At 58.7% G+C, this 16,163-nt stretch carries 16 protein-coding genes; 3 read left to right on the top strand and 13 right to left on the bottom strand.

The annotated features are described in order from the left end of the window. Positions 1 to 49: 49 nt before the first annotated feature. From AC2YB9_RS04145 to AC2YB9_RS04135, 3 genes are read left to right on the top strand one after another with little or no spacing between them, the layout of a single operon-like run. Positions 50 to 1,612, top strand: coding sequence for a chitinase (locus tag AC2YB9_RS04145; protein ID WP_487267496.1), 1,563 nt, complete (start codon positions 50 to 52; stop codon positions 1,610 to 1,612). Between the two features lie 24 nt (positions 1,613 to 1,636). Next, positions 1,637 to 2,845 (top strand): GGDEF domain-containing protein, encoded by a 1,209-nt coding sequence (locus AC2YB9_RS04140; RefSeq protein ID WP_487267495.1) that lies wholly within the window; start codon positions 1,637 to 1,639, stop codon positions 2,843 to 2,845. Next, positions 2,842 to 4,044 (top strand): GGDEF domain-containing protein, encoded by a 1,203-nt coding sequence (locus AC2YB9_RS04135; protein WP_487267494.1) that lies wholly within the window; start codon positions 2,842 to 2,844, stop codon positions 4,042 to 4,044. Before AC2YB9_RS04140 ends, AC2YB9_RS04135 begins: the two co-directional genes overlap by 4 nt. A gap of 84 nt (positions 4,045 to 4,128) precedes the next feature. On the opposite strand, the gene AC2YB9_RS04130 is transcribed toward AC2YB9_RS04135, so the two are convergent. The 13 genes from AC2YB9_RS04130 to AC2YB9_RS04070 all read right to left on the bottom strand — a co-directional run bounded on the left by AC2YB9_RS04130 (position 4,129) and on the right by AC2YB9_RS04070 (position 16,044). Continuing rightward, the gene (locus AC2YB9_RS04130) at positions 4,129 to 4,722 is read right to left on the bottom strand and encodes a TetR/AcrR family transcriptional regulator (RefSeq protein ID WP_487267493.1); all 594 of its coding nucleotides are present in this window, start codon (positions 4,720 to 4,722) and stop codon (positions 4,129 to 4,131) included. Continuing rightward, positions 4,719 to 5,945, bottom strand: a complete 1,227-nt coding sequence (locus AC2YB9_RS04125; protein ID WP_487267492.1) for an NAD(P)/FAD-dependent oxidoreductase — start codon at positions 5,943 to 5,945, stop codon at positions 4,719 to 4,721. The genes AC2YB9_RS04130 and AC2YB9_RS04125 overlap by 4 nt, the downstream gene beginning before the upstream one ends. Next, a complete protein-coding gene (locus tag AC2YB9_RS04120; RefSeq protein ID WP_487267491.1) occupies positions 5,945 to 6,115 on the bottom strand; it encodes a rubredoxin in 171 nt (56 codons plus the stop codon). Before AC2YB9_RS04120 ends, AC2YB9_RS04125 begins: the two co-directional genes overlap by 1 nt. After that, on the bottom strand, positions 6,112 to 6,360 hold the full coding sequence (locus AC2YB9_RS04115; RefSeq protein WP_487267490.1) for a rubredoxin: 249 nt from the start codon (positions 6,358 to 6,360) through the stop codon (positions 6,112 to 6,114). Before AC2YB9_RS04115 ends, AC2YB9_RS04120 begins: the two co-directional genes overlap by 4 nt. Continuing rightward, positions 6,357 to 7,580, bottom strand: coding sequence for an alkane 1-monooxygenase (locus tag AC2YB9_RS04110; RefSeq protein ID WP_487267489.1), 1,224 nt, complete (start codon positions 7,578 to 7,580; stop codon positions 6,357 to 6,359). The genes AC2YB9_RS04115 and AC2YB9_RS04110 overlap by 4 nt, the downstream gene beginning before the upstream one ends. A gap of 166 nt (positions 7,581 to 7,746) precedes the next feature. Beyond that, a complete protein-coding gene (locus AC2YB9_RS04105; RefSeq protein WP_487267488.1) occupies positions 7,747 to 8,619 on the bottom strand; it encodes a type II secretion system F family protein in 873 nt (290 codons plus the stop codon). Between the two features lie 9 nt (positions 8,620 to 8,628). Then, a complete protein-coding gene (locus AC2YB9_RS04100; protein ID WP_487267487.1) occupies positions 8,629 to 9,570 on the bottom strand; it encodes a type II secretion system F family protein in 942 nt (313 codons plus the stop codon). A gap of 2 nt (positions 9,571 to 9,572) precedes the next feature. Beyond that, complete coding sequence (locus AC2YB9_RS04095) at positions 9,573 to 10,961, bottom strand: TadA family conjugal transfer-associated ATPase (protein ID WP_487267486.1); 1,389 nt, start codon at positions 10,959 to 10,961, stop codon at positions 9,573 to 9,575. Then, entirely contained in the window at positions 10,958 to 12,151 is a 1,194-nt protein-coding gene (locus tag AC2YB9_RS04090) for a CpaE/TadZ family protein (protein WP_487267485.1), read from the bottom strand. The genes AC2YB9_RS04095 and AC2YB9_RS04090 overlap by 4 nt, the downstream gene beginning before the upstream one ends. Further along, on the bottom strand, positions 12,148 to 12,822 hold the full coding sequence (gene cpaB / locus AC2YB9_RS04085; protein WP_487267484.1) for a Flp pilus assembly protein CpaB: 675 nt from the start codon (positions 12,820 to 12,822) through the stop codon (positions 12,148 to 12,150). Before cpaB ends, AC2YB9_RS04090 begins: the two co-directional genes overlap by 4 nt. A 152-nt stretch (positions 12,823 to 12,974) precedes the next feature. Beyond that, positions 12,975 to 13,160: a Flp family type IVb pilin gene (locus AC2YB9_RS04080; protein ID WP_487267483.1), complete on the bottom strand. Its 186-nt coding sequence runs from the start codon at positions 13,158 to 13,160 to the stop codon at positions 12,975 to 12,977. A 113-nt stretch (positions 13,161 to 13,273) separates the two neighbouring features. Beyond that, positions 13,274 to 14,341, bottom strand: a complete 1,068-nt coding sequence (locus tag AC2YB9_RS04075) for a hypothetical protein (protein WP_487267482.1) — start codon at positions 14,339 to 14,341, stop codon at positions 13,274 to 13,276. Then, positions 14,338 to 16,044, bottom strand: a complete 1,707-nt coding sequence (locus tag AC2YB9_RS04070; RefSeq protein ID WP_487267481.1) for a hypothetical protein — start codon at positions 16,042 to 16,044, stop codon at positions 14,338 to 14,340. Before AC2YB9_RS04070 ends, AC2YB9_RS04075 begins: the two co-directional genes overlap by 4 nt. Positions 16,045 to 16,163: the final 119 nt, after the last annotated feature.

The raw sequence follows: 16,163 nt of genomic DNA, 5'->3' as shown, positions 1-16,163 counted from the left end.
TGACAGCGCGCTATCCTGACATCAGGTCCGGTGACCAGGGAGGGTTTCGGTGTCACGTTTCGAGGGACGACGACTGTCGTGGTTGCGCCTCGTTGTTCTCGCGGCTGCGGTGTGCGCAGTGGTATTCACCGGCCTGTCGGGGTGGCGTTGGTTCGAGGATGCGCGCGCGGCGGACGACAGCCCCGAAGCATTCAGCGCCTATGCGGATGTGGCAGTCACTCCCCGGCTGGCATTTGAGAAGCCTGTGTCGGTTGCAGCCCGCAATGTCATTCTATCCTTCGTCGTCGCGACGCCGGACTCGGCTTGCAAGCCATCATGGGGTCGGGACTACTCACTCGATAATGCATCCAGAGATCTCGATTTAGACCGCCGTATCGCTAGGTTGCGCCAGAACAAGGGTGACATATCGGTGTCCTTCGGCGGAGCTGCCAACAGCGAACTCGCCACGGTGTGCAGCGACGAGACTGCGCTGCTCAACGCCTACCGTGCTGTCGTAACCCGCTACGACGTGCGGACGATAGATTTCGACCTCGAGGGCGCCGCGCTGAACAATCCGGCCGCCGACGCCCGACGCGCTCGTGTACTCAAAACACTGCAGCAGGAGCGTGCCGCGAAGCATCAAAGTCTAAAGATCTGGCTCACGCTGCCGGTGGCACCCAGTGGGCTCACTGAAGAAGCCCGCTCGACCGTGGCGGCGACGCTCAAAGGCGGAGTGAAACTGAGCGGCGTCAACGTGATGACGATGGACTACGGCGCGAGCAAAGCCAAACGACAATCAATGGCCGACGCCTCGATAGCGGCGCTCAAGGCCACCCACAGTCAGTTGGGTGATATCTACTCGGCCGCCGGGAAGCCATCGGGCCCTGCCAGGATGTGGAAGCAGTTGGGGGCAACCCCGATGATCGGACAGAATGACGTGGCCGGCGAGATATTCAGCCTCAACGATGCTCGCGCGCTCAATGATTTCGCCCGCGCTAAGGGGCTGGCGAGACTTTCAATGTGGTCGCTCAACCGGGACCGCACGTGTGGCGCCAACTATCCCGATGTCCGCGTCGTTTCCAACTCGTGCAGCGGCGTCGATCAGGGCCGTCTGACATTTGCCACCGTTCTGCGCAAAGGATTCAACCAGCGAAACCAGATCCCCAAGGGCAGCCCAGCCGATGCGCCAACCGCGTCGATACCACCAAGCTTCGCCCCGGACGCTCCTGCGTCGAGCCCCTATCCAATCTGGCAGAGCGACCAGACATACGTCGCGGGCACCCGGATTGTCCAACACCACAACGTCTATGTGGCTAAATGGTGGACGCAGGGCGATGTGCCCGACGACCCAACCATCGATCAATCCTCTTCGCCTTGGGAGCTCGTTGGTCCAGTCCTTCCCGGTGAAAAGCCCGAAACCGCAATAAAATTGCCAGTTGACACCTACCCTAAATGGAAGGACAGCACGGTCTATACCAAAGGCCAACGTGTCCTGTTCGACGGAACAGCTTTCATTGCAAAATGGTGGACGCAAGGCGATATTCCTGCAGCCCGCTCGAGCCGGTCCGACCCCAGCCCGTGGATACAGCTCACCGACGCCCAATTACGGAAGGCCGCCGCCGCGGCCAAATAGACCTCGAAGGAACCGGTACCGCCCATGATGCTCGACACTGCGACGCTTCGTGTGGCGTTTGGCGTCGTAGCGTTCACCATGCTGGTGCTGTTCTACTGTGCGACCTACCGTCCTACGCGCGCACCCTTTTGCGGGTGGTGGTGTGTGGCACTCGCACTATTTCTGAGTGGTTCTGCCGCTTTTCTTCTGGACGGAACAACGCAACAGTATTGGGCAAATCCAGCCGGCAACGCTTTGCTGGTGTTGGGTGGGGCCGCAACCTGGGCAGGCGCCACAACGCTGCGAGCCGCTCGCCCGCCGCTATGGCAACTGGGCTTTGCCCCGATTTTAACCTTCATCTTGTCCTGTCTAGACAATCCTGGTTCGAACATTTGGTCCGGGGGCTATATCTTTCTGCTCGCGATGAGCGTGACAATCGGCTTGTCTGCGGTCGAATTGTGGCGGATGGAACGAAACGAGACGCGGGTTCAACTCATACTCGCAATCACCGCTGGCCTGACCAGCGGTTATTACTTCGTCCGCTGGATCGTCTATCTGATTGAAGGCCCCAAAGGAGAAATATTCACCACCTATTTCGGATCGGTGACGACAACACTGTTGAATCTGATCCTGCTGGCCGTTGTTTCCTACAGCATGGCGGAACTGAGTCACGAACAATCCACCATTGAACTCACGACGCGGGCCACTCGCGACGGGCTGACCGGACTATTCAATCGCGCAGAGTTCCTCCGCCTCGCCACCCTGGCGACCGAGAGTCCGAAACGCTCACCGCGTGGCGCAGCGCTCATCCTCGCCGACCTCGACCATTTCAAGAACATCAACGACAGCTACGGCCACTCCACGGGTGACCATGTGCTGCAAGCATTCGCGGCGGCATGCATGAAATCGGTCCGTTCGACCGATCTGGTCGGACGGTATGGCGGCGAAGAGTTCATTCTGCTGCTTCCGGGCATGACGCTCGACCGCGCTGAGCAGACGGCCGAAGCGATAAGCGGCCGGCTGCGGAACAGGCCCGAAATCGACGGCGCCCCGCCCCCGACGGTTAGTTATGGGTTGGGGAGCACATCCGTCGGAACCCCACTGGATGAGACAATCGCAGCAGTCGATGCCGCTCTGTATCAAGCAAAACAACGCGGACGCAATCGTGTCGCACGGGTGGGCGACGTCGTCGCCCACTCCGATCGCAATGGCGAATCCGCGCTGCTCGACGAACAGCGCGGCAACGTCAAATGACACTTGACACGAATAGTTTGCTTGCAGCGTTTGGCGTCCTCGCGCTCGCGATGCTGATCCAGTTTTATGGGGTCACATACCGTGCCACCCGCTCAGCATATTGTGGCTGGTGGTGCATCTCGCTCGCCGCGTTCATGGCCGGAACGAGCGTCTACACGCTCGAAGGGACGGCCCAACAATACTGGGCGATTCCCTGCGGCAATTTCATGATCAGCCTCGGTGCGGCAGCCATCTGGGCGGGCGCTAGGACTCTACGCGCACCACGACCAAAAATGTGGCGGATACTGCTGGCCCCGACTCTCACGCTCGTCGCGTCAGCTCAGGGCAACCCAGACGCCAATGCTTGGTCCGGCGGATTCGTGTTTTTGTTGTCAGTATGCGTGCTGTTTGGCCTCTCCGCATTCGAGTTGTGGCAGATGGAGCGCACCCATACCCAGGTCCAGATGATGCTTGCTGTCGCGGCAGGTTTCGTCAGCTGCTACTACTTCGCTCGCTGGATCCTGTATGTGGTCGAAGGTTCCAAGGGAGAAATATTCACTACCTATTTCGGGACCGTAACGACAACCCTGCTGAACTTGGTAATTCTGACCGTGGTGTCCTACAGCATGTCCGAGCTCAGCCACGAACAAACCACCAAAGAACTCACGACCCGCGCCACTCGCGACGGCCTGACCGGACTACTCAATCGCACCGAATTCCTCCGCCTCGCCGCCCTCGAGACCCGCGCTCCAAAACGACCCTCCACCGACGCCGCACTCATTCTTGCCGACCTCGACCACTTCAAGAACATCAACGACAGCTACGGTCATGCCACCGGCGATCGGGTGCTCCGGGAATTCGCCGCTGCATGCGTCGGGACAGTCCGGTCAACCGATCTGGTCGCACGATATGGGGGCGAGGAATTCATCGTGTTGCTGCACGGCACCAACCTCGACCGCGCCGAGCAGATCACTGCGGAGATAAACGTGCGGCTTCGGGCGGCGTCCGGTTCCACCGGGATCCAGTTTCCCACCGTCAGCTACGGAATCGGCCGGCTGCCACATGGCGCCGATCTGGCGGCGACGATCTCCGCCGTCGACGCAGCACTATATCGAGCGAAACAACTCGGTCGCAACCAAACCTCACGCGTTGACGACGACCGATCCGAGGCACCCGATCAACCGACCACGCCAAGCGGCAAAGCAAACATCGTCCCGTGACCGCGAAGACGAACGATGAGGGTTAAACGTCGTCAGGCGGTCCGAATCCCTCATCGTTCGTCTGTCCGAAGCGCGGGGAAGGCCTTAACCGTTCAGGACGTGCTTAGCGATCCAGGTGATTTGGTCGGCAGCCTCAGCCGGGGTGTAGGACGGCCGCATGACGTGGCTGAGTACTAGCCGGACGACTGCTTCGACTGCATATTCGAGCTGCTCATCGGGGATAGTCAGATCAGGGTGTTTTTCGCGCAGCGCGCCGGACACGATCAGCTTGGCCGCGTCTATGACACCCTGGGATTCGGTTGTCAGGAGCGGAACCAGGTCATTCTCGCGCTGATGAACCGACGAAATCACCGCGCGCAGCAACGGGTTGGTCTCGGCCATCGTCAACGCGTCTGTGCAAGCACCTCGGATGCCCTCAATGACATCGTCTTGGGTGAAGATCTGCAGACGTACGGCTTCCAGGAAACGACCCAACTCGCGCATAACGAGTTCCCCAGCAAGCTCGGGTTTGGAGCCAAACTCGTTGTAGACCGTCTGCCGGCTGACCCCGCCAAGCTCCGCGATCCGCGCCATGGTTACGTCGCTCCAGCTCTTGGAGACCATGATTTCCTGCGCCGCATCCAACAACCGATCGCGAAGCAACGACCGCACATCGGAGCGAAAGCTGGTCGCAGTCATACCGTCACGCTATCGGCGAGTGCAGCTGCTTCGTCGGTGAGGATCTGGGGGTCGGGGCGTTCCTGAGTTGCGATCCATTTGCGGGCGAGTCGGATGTCTTTGGCCCGACCGATGGTGACAGCGCCGACGATCACAGCGTTGTCGAGGAAGAACGCAGAGAAGTCACGCTCGTCGATTGACCCGCGGATGTGGACGTCGTTGGCGGCTTGGGGCCAGCCAGCAACTTGGAGGTTGATGCCGTATTGATCGGACCAGCACCACGGCACTTCGACGAATTCGCCTTCGGTGCCGGCCATAAATTTGCCAACTGCGGTGCCGTGATTCTGCGCGCCCTGCCAATGCTCGACACGGTGCCGGCCGCCGCGGATCGTATTGGGTTGGTTGGCGACATCACCGGCGGCATAAATTCCTGGTACTGAGGTTTGGCCACGGTTGTCGACGACGATGCCGTCGCCATCTGCGGGTGAGGCGATCGCGATTCCTGCGGCGGCAGCCAGCGCGGTTGCCGGCAACATGCCGACCGCGACGACAACGATCGGCGCCGTCCAAGACCGTCCGTCGGACGCACGGACGACTGTCTGCCCGTCTTCGTCATTGATGCTCTCGACGGTGACGTCGGTATGCAGATCAGTGCCGTGAGCTTTGTGCAGCTCGGAATACATCTGCCCCAATAGCGGCGGCAAGAGGCGCGGCAACGGCAGCGCTGCGGTCTCCAGCAAGGTGACCTTGCAGCCCAGACCGCAGGCACTGGCCGCGATCTCGGAACCGATCAGCCCGGCGCCCACCACAATTACGTGCTGGCCATCGCCCAGTTCGGATTGCAGGCTTGGCACATCGGCGAGCGAGCGAAGGGTACGTATCCCGGTGGCATCGCCCAGGGTCCGCGCAGTGCCGCCGGTAGCTAACAGGAGCAGGTCAAAATCAATGACCTCTCCCCCATCGAGGGTGACCGTGCGGGCAGCACTGTCGATGCTGCTGACGGTGCTGCCGGTGCGTAGCGTGATCTGGTTGTCCACATACCAGCCCTCGGCTTTGATGCGGATCTGATCAGCGCTCTTTTCGCCACGGATAATCTCCTTGGAGACCGGCGGGCGGCGATAGGGCAACTCGTGTTCGCTGCCGAGCAGGACGATCTCGCCGTCCCAGCCAGCAGCGCGCATACCCGCGGCGGCGCTGACACCGGCGATACCGGCGCCAACAATCACCGCACGCGAGCTAGTCATCAGGCAGCCACTTCCACCATCGTGAAGTCAGCCTTGGAGGCACCACAGTCGGGGCAGGTCCAGTCATCGGGGATGTCTTCCCACTTGGTGCCCGCCGCGAAGCCTTCTTCTTCCCAGCCCTCGGCTTCGTCGTATTCAAAGCCACACTGTTCGCATTTCCAGACCTTCATGAATGATTCTCCTGCCTGGCGACCTCGGCCGCCTTGTCGCTGTCGCTGTCGCTGCGATTGCCGTCGGCATCGAGCCCAGTCTCGCCCGACACCGTGAAATCTTGTCGTTCGCGTACTCCACAGTCGGGGCAGCACCAGTCAGCGTCGATGTCCTCGAATTTGGTGCCGGCCGGCCAGCCCTCACGCGGGTCGCCAACCGTCTCGTCATAGACATACTCACAATTGGGGCACACATACGTGCTCATGCGACCTCCTCTTCTTGGTAAGCGGTGCTGCTCCGAACCCCCGCGCCATACTTCTTGATCCACTTGTCCCGATTGCGCGGATGCAGGTTAGTCAGTGTGACATCACCGTCGTAATGCGCGATCACTTTCCGATCCATCACCCGGCGCCAGATTGCAGGGACCCAACTCAGGACGATCATGCCCGCGTAGCCCGTCGGTAGGACCGGGGATTCCTTGAAGTCACGGAGCGCCTGATAGCGGCGGGTCGGATTGGCGTGGTGATCGCTGTGTCGCTGCAGGTGATAAAGCAGGACGTTGGTGCCGATGTTGTTGCTGTTCCAGCTGTGACCCGGATTAACCCGCTCGAAGCGGCCCGACGCCAACTTGGCGCGCAGCATGCCGTAGTGCTCGAGGTAGTTGACCGACTCCAGCAGCCAGATGCCGACGATGGCTTGGAGCACGAGGTAAGGGAAGATCTGCCAACCGAAGGCGATCATCAGCGCGCCCCAGAGCAGGATCGAGAACGCCCAAGCATTCAGTACATCGTTTTTGAGCGTCCAGTGGCTCTTGTTCAGGCGCGCGAAACGCTTCTTCTCAAGGCCCCATGCGCTTTTGAGGCTGCCGCTCATCGTGCGCGGCATGAACTCCCAGACGTTTTCGCCAAGTCGCGAACTGGCCGGATCCTCCGGGGTTGCAACGCGTACGTGGTGGCCACGATTGTGCTCGATGAAGAAGTGACCGTAGAAGGTCTGCGCCAACACGATGCGAGCGAACCAACGCTCATACTCGACTTTTTTATGACCAAGCTCGTGCGCCGTGTTGATGCCGATGCCCGCGACCAGGCCGATGCCCGTGGCAAGGCCGATCTTGTCGACCCAGTCCAGTGGCGCTTGACCAAACATGGTGCCGCCACCGAGCAGATAGGCCGCCCACACGAACGACAGCATCTGCAGCGGGATGAATGCGTAGGTCACCCAGCGGTAGTACTTGTCGTTCTCCAGCGAATCGAGGACCGCGTCCGGCGGATTCTCCCGATCGAGGCCCACGAGGATGTCCACGAGTGGGATAAATACGAAAACGAAGAACAGTCCGAAGAACCACATGACGGTCCAGCCAGTCCACAGGACAAGTGCGTAACCGGCGAACGGGACGAGCGGCACAATCGCGCCGATGATCCACAGATAACGTTTCGAATCGCGCCAGACGACTGGCTGTCCGTCCACTGTTGCTTGAAATGCCATATCGGCTCCTCATGTCTGCCCCGGGAGGTGGGGTTTACATAAAGGTACTATTTGTACACTGATCTGACAAGAGGGTGGGTTGTGTACATTCATTTCGGCGTGAAAGACCCGACCGTCGGCGCGAATCGGGAGAAAGCGCCAACGGCCGGGCGTCTATGGTGCCGAGTCAGTTGATCCGGAAAGCGTTCGTCACCGGCGGTCCGAGCACGACGATGAACAACACCGGCAGGATGCATGACATCAAGGGCAACAAAATCTTGACCGGGACTTGCTGCGCTTTGGCTTCGGCGCGAGCCCGTCGACCGATTCGCATCTCCTGCGCCTGCGTTCGTACGACCGAGGAGATCGAGACGCCGAACTCCTCGGCTTGGACGATGGCCTTCGCGAAGGTCTTCAGTCCCTCGACCGAAGTCCGGTCGGCCAGAGCGAAATAGGCTTCACGGCGGCTCATCCCAAGGGCAATGTCCTGAATCAAGCGGACAATTTCGTCAGCAAGCGGACCAGTGCCCTTATCCCCTGCCCGGGCCAACGCGGCTTCAAATCCAACACCAGCCTCAATCGAGATCACGATCTGGTCGAGCGTGTCGGGAAGGTCACGCTGAATCTGCTCTTGGCGTTTGATCGCCTGGTTATAGATCAGCAGGTCCGGGACAAAGTAGCCAAGGATGATCATGCCGATCGCAAACAGCATCAACACGGGCGAACTGGTCTTCGCAATGATCACAACGGCAAAGAACAGGCCGAAGGCCAGCCCCAGGGGCTTTGCGACGATGACGCGGTCTCGTGACCAGCCATCTGGTCGCCCGGCAAGCACCATGTTTCGTTCGATCCGGGTCATCAGACCAAGTGGAGTGAGTCGGCTTAACCAACTGGCCGACAAATCGTCCACAGAAATAGTCTTCTGCTCCGGCTCTTCCGCGCTGCCGGCGATCCGCTTCACTCTTCGACGAATTGTTCTACTGGGCAGGAAGATCAGTCCCAGTGCTGCCGCGAGGGCGATGAACGCTCCGATGAGGACAATGACGGCGAGATAAATCATGTCAATCTCCTAGAATTCGATCCGGACGATTGAACGCATCCAGAATCCGCCGAGCACATACATGACCAGGCTGCCCAGGAGCAACAGTTTGCCGATGCCCGAGTCGATGAAAGCACCCATCAAAGTGGGATTGACCAACGCATAGTAGCCACCGATAGTGACTGGCAGCGCCATCAGGATGTAGGCCGAGATGCGCCCCTCGGCCGAGAGCGAGAACACCTGTTGCCGGATGTGGTTGCGCTCGCGGATCGTCTCAGCAACCTGATCTAGGATCTCGTTCAGATTGCCGCCCGTCTCCCGCTGGGCGCTGATCGCGCCGGCAACCCAATAGAAATCCTTGGATTTCATCCGCTCTGAGACCCGCTCCAGTGCTTCAGGGAAATCACGACCTAGACGATTTTCATTAACTGCCCGCGCCAACTCTTCGGACATCGGCGGATCTGCTTCTGTGGACACTGCATCAAAGGCTCGAGCCAGGCTGTGACCGGCACGCAACGATGCAGCTGTCATTTGCAGCATGCTTGGCAATTGATCGGCGAATTTTTTGCATCGTCGGGTCGCCTTGAGCCTGATCCAGGCCTTGAAAAAGAAAGGAACAACCAAGGCAATAAGGATGCCCAGAACGGCGCTCTGAAATAACACGAAGCCAACTGCAAACCCACCAAAGGACAGGCAGAGGACCAGCAGGACGAGCGACGCGATCGGCGTTCTGACCCCCGCCAACTCCAATGCAGCTGCGCTGAACGGTCGCCAGCCACGCTTGCTCAACAACTGGTCAATCTGTCCAACCAGCGAATCAGCAGTTCGTGTCAGGATCGACTTTTCTTCGACCACTCGGAAAGCTGACAGTCGCTCCTTCGAAACCCGTGCACCAGGAGCACCCGCCAATGCGAATGCGACCGCACCAAATGCCGCAAGGACACTTACCAAGCCAAGCAGTAGAAGTCCCACGATCAGTTCCTCCGTCCCTGGGCAATCAGATTGTCCAGATCGAAGGTGACGCCCATGTCGTGGAAACGTTCACTAAAATGCGGCCTGATGCCGGTCGGCTGTGCGGAGCCGAGAACACGTCCATAATTGTCGACACCTTCGCCGTAATTGAAGGAGAACACATCCTGCATGACAATCGTGTCGCCTTCGAGACCCAGCACTTCGGTGACGTGGGTGATCTTGCGGCTGCCGTCTCGCATTCGCGAGATCTGCACGACCACGTCAATTGCAGAAGCGGCCTGTTCACGGATCGCCCGCAAGGGTAGATCCATGCCAGCCATGAGCACTAATGTTTCCAGTCGCGACATAGCATCGCGCGGTGAGTTGGCGTGCAGTGTGGACAGCGAACCGTCGTGGCCGGTGTTCATTGCCTGCAGCATGTCGAGCGCTTCGCCGCCACGGCACTCGCCGACCACGATGCGATCGGGCCGCATACGAAGCGAGTTGCGCACCAGATCGCGGATGCGGACCTCTCCGCTGCCTTCGATGTTCGGCGGGCGACTCTCCAGCCGGACGACGTGCGGCTGCTGAAGATTCAGCTCAACCGCGTCTTCAATGGTCACAATGCGTTCGGTCGCCGGAATGAAGCCCGACAATACGTTTAAGAGCGTCGTTTTACCGGTTCCCGTGCCGCCGCTGATGAGGATGTTGAGCCGAGCCTGGACGCAGGCATTAAGAAGTTCCGCCATCTGCTCAGTTACTGTCCCCAGATTCACCAAGTCGGTGATGCCAAGCGGCGTACGCGAGAACTTACGGATAGTAAGCGACGAGCCATCAACGGCAAGTGGCGGAATGACCGCATTGACACGAGACCCATCGGCGAGACGCGCATCGACCAATGGCGATGATTCATCGATGCGCCGGCCGACCTTCGAAACAATTCGTTCGATGATACGGCGCAAGTGCTGCTCCGAAAGGAACCGTGCTGATGACCGTGTGAGCCGACCAGCACGCTCGACATACACCTGATCAAAACGATTAACCATGATTTCGGTGATCGAGTCATCGTCCAGCATCCGCTCCAACGGGCCAAGCCCGATGGCATCGTCCTCAAGATCGCGGATAAGCCGTTGGCGTTCCTCAGTCGAGAGCAACTGCTGCTCAGAACCGATGATTGAGGTGAGTTCTTCTCGAACGAAGCGATGCAACTGATCTTCGGTGAGCGTCGAGTCATTGATTCGCGCGCCAAGCCGCTCGAAGAGCAAGTCCATACATCTGGCCTTGATTTCGCGGAAGGCATCGCCAGCCCCCACCGAGTCTTCGTCCTGATCGGGAACCGACTCCGATGCAATCGCCGTAGCCGTGGTCAGTTGGGCATCGCGGGCTGCATCCAAGCGGTCACTGAGTCTCATGCGACTTCCAGACGTCGGTGGCCAGTCTTCTCCTCGGCCTCACGCGCACGGTCGAAAATCCGCTTGGCCAATGCGCGCAGCGATTTGGCAAAGGCGCCGCCCTTGGTGTCAATCAACAACGGCACGCCGCGATTCGCGGCAACGGTCACATCCCGATTTCGTGGCAGCGCGAAGTCAACTGGTGTGCCGAGCAATGCTTCGACGTCTTTGACCTTGAGGCCGGACTGTTTGTCGGCAAAGTTGAGCACGACATGTCGCGAAGCTGGCAGAATTCCCAACTCGCTGAGCAGCTCAATTTCCTTGCGAACACCCCGCAGACAGGCGACATCCATCGTGGAGACAACGACTGCATCGTCGGAACATTCGAGCGCGGCAAGTGCCGCATCGTCAAGACCCGCAGCGGTGTCGATAATGATGTAGCGGAACTGCGACTGCAATTGCCGGATCAGCTGAGTGACCAGCGCGCCGGTGACCTTGTCATTGGCCGCGGGCGAATCTGCCCCGCACAGGACGTAGAACCCGGCGCTGTGCGGCGTCAGATAGGTCTTGAGCATCAGATTGTCGCGGGTGGTTGAGGCAAACACATCGGCGAGCGTATGAGTTGGTTTGAGGTCGAGAACAGTGGAGAGGTCACCGAATTGGAGGTCAAGGTCGACCAGGACGACCTCCATCGGCGAGCGTTGCGCGAAGGCAACCGCCAGATTGCTGGAGATGCTGGTTTTGCCAACACCGCCCTTCGGCGACACCACCGTCACGGTGCGCGAGGTGAAATCAACCAACGGCGACAACTGCGCCGACGAAACCTGGAGTCTGCTCCGATCGGCTCTCGCATCAAGAGTCGCTCGTAGCCCATTTAGGAAAGATGCATCCTCAAGACTCGGTGCGATGTCGCGGATGCCTGCTCGCATTGCATCCAGAATGATGTGCTTCTCAGCCGCCGCGATTAGAACCATGTCGATGTCCGGACGCACGGCATGGACTTCAGCGGCCATGGCCAAAGACCGCGTCAGCGGCAGAGTTGACGCGAATACAATGGCCTCCGGAAGATCCTTTGGATCAAGGCCGCGCAACAAACTAGCTGACTCTGAGCTCACTGACTCCGGCGTCAAAGACACCGTTGGATGCCCGGTCGCCGCGCTCAGGCGCGACTCCGCCTCATCATTCCCACCGACGATCAGCGTGATGCTCACGGCGCCACATCCTTGCTCGTGATGGTCTTCCCGCCGCTAGTGTCGGTGTCTGGATTCTGTTTTGTCATCCAGATCTTGCCGAATTCCATGATGTGAACGAGCTTTTCGGCCTTGAGTGTGTCCACGGCAACGGTGACAAGCGTTCCGGCCGAGTTGCCGTTGTCGGTAGGTGGTGTGTCGACACGAAGCACCAACAAGTCGTTGATCGGATTGGCAGTTGAGCCGTCATAGCTGGAGAACACGCCCACTTTGTCGCCGGCAACGACAGTTCCGCCAACAAGCCGCGCTCCCGATACCGGGATCGTCAGTTCCTGCATACCCTTCGGCACGGCGGTGTCGCCCTTGACCGAATCGGGGCTGGCGAACTTAGCTTTGGTCAGCTGATCGCCGGGCACCAGGATCGACTTGGTGACCAGCCCGTCAAGTCCGTCCAACGACGTCAATGCACCCGGCACGACCGCGGCTTGCGGGATCTTTACGATCTCGACTTTGCTGTCGAGTTCACTCGCAGGCGTCTTTGCCGGTGCTTCTGATGTCGCCCGAAGTACGCTGACCAGTTTGGTGCCATCAAAGGCCCGATCATTGGCGCGATTCGCATAGCTTACAAGAATGACTATGCCGACGAGCGCCAGAAGCGCGGCGACGCCCAATGCAATGAGTTGTCTTTTCACTATCTTCTCCCTTAGATGTGAAAGTGGTGCACAAGACCATCGAGGGCATATTCACTCGAGGCCGAAATGAACTTGTCAAGCTTGGAGCCGTCAATAAATCTGAACTGGCCCAAGCCTGACAAGTCAATTGTTACTGAATTTGTAAACGCTGGTTAGAACTTGTCGCTAATCGAAGTAAACGCAGCTTTGATGTCTGTGCCCAAGGTGGCAACCACAGCGATGATCACAGCAGCAATCAGTGCAACAAGCAGACCATATTCAACCGCGGTGGCACCGCGCTCATCACGGCGTTCCGTCAGCCCAGTGACAAACGACATCATAGTTGCAAGAACGAACATAATATTCTCCCTCTAATCTCGTACAGCCGCCAGATAGCGACTCTCCCTGCCAGTAAAATACTGCCTTTTATGCGTTCGTACAGCAGTTTTACAAGAATCTGAGAGAAATAGTTCTAAAGGACTAGATCGCTTTTGGCGTTGCTCCGCGATAGACACACCCTTCGAAGCAGATCGCGAAGCGCCCTAGGCGCAAATGCAAGCCCCGGCAGCAACAATGGCGCGAATAAAGCACCCCAGTAGAGGTTGTTGAACCTTCCAAAAATGGAAAAACACAAGACGTAGACCAGCAGCGTCGCTGTGATGGTTCGGGACAGATCATCACGGCGGACGAGCCATCCAAGAAGCGCGCAAGGTGCGACAATTGTCGCTACGACAAATGGCATGGCCGTCAGGACTGTGCTGAACCAGGTCGCATTGACAATGAACGGCCAGCCACCGAACTCAAGCCATCCGGGCGATTGCCCGCCCACAGCGCCGACGTTCCTGTTCACCTCGACGACGTGCCATCCGTAGAAGATCAAAAAAGCGCTGAGCCCGACCGAATAGACAATTGCCTCTCTATACCGACGTTTCCACAGCGACATCACCAGCATGACTACAAGCACGGGCGCGGCCAGTTCACGGATGATCGCTGCCGCAGTAAGTGCAACAGCAGTCGGCAAGTAATGACGCGAAGTCCGGCCGATTAACCCGACGAACACCAACGTGCCCGCCCAGGCTTCATGGGACCAAAGACTCTCAACACTGACCGAAGTCACCATTCCCAATCCAGTTAGAAGGCTGGCTAAATACCATTCGAGACGGGACCCGGCAATGCGTTCAAACCTAGCAATTGCCAGAAGGACCGAGAGCGCCGCGAGCCCGATCAAGAGGTAATACATCGCTCGAGTGCCAAGCGTTGCAATTGACCATGCCAATACCGGCTCACGCACCGTCACGACCGGCGAAGTCGGATAGCCGCGCACCGGCTGCTCAGCTGCAACAGCGGCGTAATAAGTCTGGCCATCGTCCATCCGCTCGACAATCGCCTTGTAGAGGCCTGCGTCGGTTGATGCCTCGTCATGCTGGATGAAACCATTGGGTATTTTCGGACCTGACGTAACCCCCCACACCAGAAGTGTCACAAAGGCCAGCAACAGGATGCTCGCCAGAGGCCGACGTAGATCGTGGCTGCTCCTCATGGGCGAACCTGCACAATCCCGTCGGCCCGTGGGCAAGCACTGTCGACCCGCTTGCCCAATTGCGGATCGTGGGTCAGGACAAGCACACCAGGTCCCCAATGATTCAATGCGCCACACAACGCACGAGCTTTCTTGAGGTAGAGCGTGTCGAAGTCTCCGGCAGAATATTGACCTCCCGCCCAAGCATTTAACCGAACTAACGAGACATTTACCCACTGTTCTCCATCCGAATCTGGATAGTAACGGGATAGCAGCATCCGGTAATTGTTAACCGGTGCGTCGTACAACGTCGGAGCGAAGTGGTGCAGGTAATTCAAATTGGTTGTTGCCTTGTCTGGCTGTCCGTCGATAATCGCCGTGACCGGAAGTATCTTTTTGATCCCAAACCATCCCTGCGCCTGAAGCGGCGAAGAACTCGGCGGGGCGGCAGCCATCACCGCTAATAACGCCGCAAGAACGACAAACGGTGCGACGATACGGTCGCGGCGGCGCCGCAGGTCGGTGGAAACGGCCGTCGCCATCAGCCGGCCAATCATTGCAATTGCAGCTACGCTCACAATCCACGAATACTTCTGCGGATAGTAGCCCCACAGGTCAACACCTGATCCTGTTCGTTGAGCAAGTAACAACCCCACGCCCAGCAGCGCTCCGATGATAAAGACAAGAATTCCAACGGTTTCGCTCCACTGATGCTGGCTCTTTGCCGCGATGACGGCCAAGAGCGCTAAAACAGTAATGATGAGGATTGGCTGAAATGGGGCAAAGCCAAAGAACTGCGCATTCGCAGTTAAACCAATTTCGCCGTTAGGTTTTAAGCTGGGCAAGGTCACCCGCAATGCATAGGATGCCGAGACTGCAAAGCATGCGAGCCACAGGCCTAGGTGCCTACCTCGGAGTTGGAGATGCCGTCGAAGATTTCGCGCAATCACCCACAGGCCCCACACTATCGGAATGACGGCCAAAACTGCCCATGAAGCAAGCAGCACTGTCGCCGATAACATGAATATCGCTGAGGCTCGAGTCGGCGAGTCGCTCCAGTCGGCCCAAATGAGAGCCGTTGCCAACAAGAGCACCATCGAGACCAGCGCATTCAGATAGCCAAAGCGCAATGCGAATCCGCTGATGAACCACGTCCAGGGTGCAATACCGGCAAGCAGAGCGACTCCCGCACGCACTCGAGGATGCGACTTGGGGACCGCCGCGGCAACGAACGCAGAGAACAGGATGCTCATCCACGCCAAGATCAGCAAGATTGTCAAGGCTTGGCGGTTGGTATCGAACTGTAAGAGGCTTTGAGCCTCAATTTGGCCTCTGCCCGGCGCCATGAAGACCGCAAGGAACTCGCCGACTAGCGGGTCGCGCGCACCGCCCGCAACTAATCCACCGTTTTCAATAAAGCCGCGCGTTTCCAAAAGGTGCGGGAGCGCATCATTCCACAAAGCCCAAGACGAACCAACGTTCATCACCTTCCCCGCGACGATAGAGATCAGCCCAACTGCCGCCGGAATAACCAGCGACGCCCCGAGCAACAACCTGCCACTCGAATCTGGCAGGGATGCCCAACCGCTGCGTACCGACATACCGATCGACACCAGTCCAACCAGGATCATGGCACCAACTAGCCCTGACACCAGCGGAATCCCCAATAACGGGAACAACGCCATGGATCCGGCGAGCGCGACGAATGGCACGATCGTTGCCAAAGCGAGTGCCAAGCCCCACGACATTCGAGTGATGCAGGCCAAAACAACCAAGCCCACCACAACGGGCGGCAATAGCCATGGGAACCCCAGAGCGTAGGTCAAGGCCGCGAGGAGAAGTG

The organism is Aeromicrobium changchenzhani (assembly GCF_057586615.1).
Note: the sequence above shows the minus strand (reverse complement) of the source record. Positions and strands in the feature narration are given on the sequence as shown.